Here is a 574-nt window from a genome sequence, read left to right as displayed (position 1 = left end):
TCGACGCAGAACCCCACGTCCATGGTGTTCGAGAGCCGCCAACTTAGGACCTTGCGGCTGAACCAGTCCATGACGGCCACCAGGTAGAGGAACCCACGCCGCATCGGGATGTAAGTAATGTCGGTGCACCAGACCTGATTCGCCCGGGTGATCGGCAAGTCCCTGAGAAGATATGGATATATCTTGTGTGCGGGATGCTTTTTACTGGTCTTTGGCTCTTGGTAGATCGGGACCAGCCGCATCAGTTTCATCAGCCGCCGCACCCGGTGCCGCCCACATTTGTGACCTTCCCGTTGCATGTGGCGGGCCATTTGCCGTGATCCATACCATGGCGTTTCAAGGAACTGCTTGTCGATGATCTCCATGAACCGCAGGTTCTCGGCGGTTTCGCCCCGAGACTGATAATACAGGGTCGAGCGCGTCAGGGACAGCAGCGTGCATTGCCGCCGCACGCTCACGTCAGGATGATCCTGCTTCACCGCTTTTTGCCTCCAGTCCCGAGGATAAGACTGGAGGCACTGGCCAAAAAATCCCGTTCCACGACAAGCTGTCCGATTTTGGCGTGAAGTTTTTC

Annotated in this window: 1 pseudogene; it reads right to left on the bottom strand. The window is 56.8% G+C overall.

Annotated elements, in window-relative coordinates:
• Positions 1-574, bottom strand: a pseudogene (locus ACOI1H_RS26135) (IS3 family transposase); the annotation flags it as partial.

This window comes from Loktanella sp. DJP18 (assembly GCF_049310965.1).
GTDB lineage: Bacteria > Pseudomonadota > Alphaproteobacteria > Rhodobacterales > Rhodobacteraceae > Loktanella.
The sequence above is the reverse complement of the archived record's forward strand: the minus strand, read 5'-3'. Positions and strand labels throughout refer to the sequence as shown.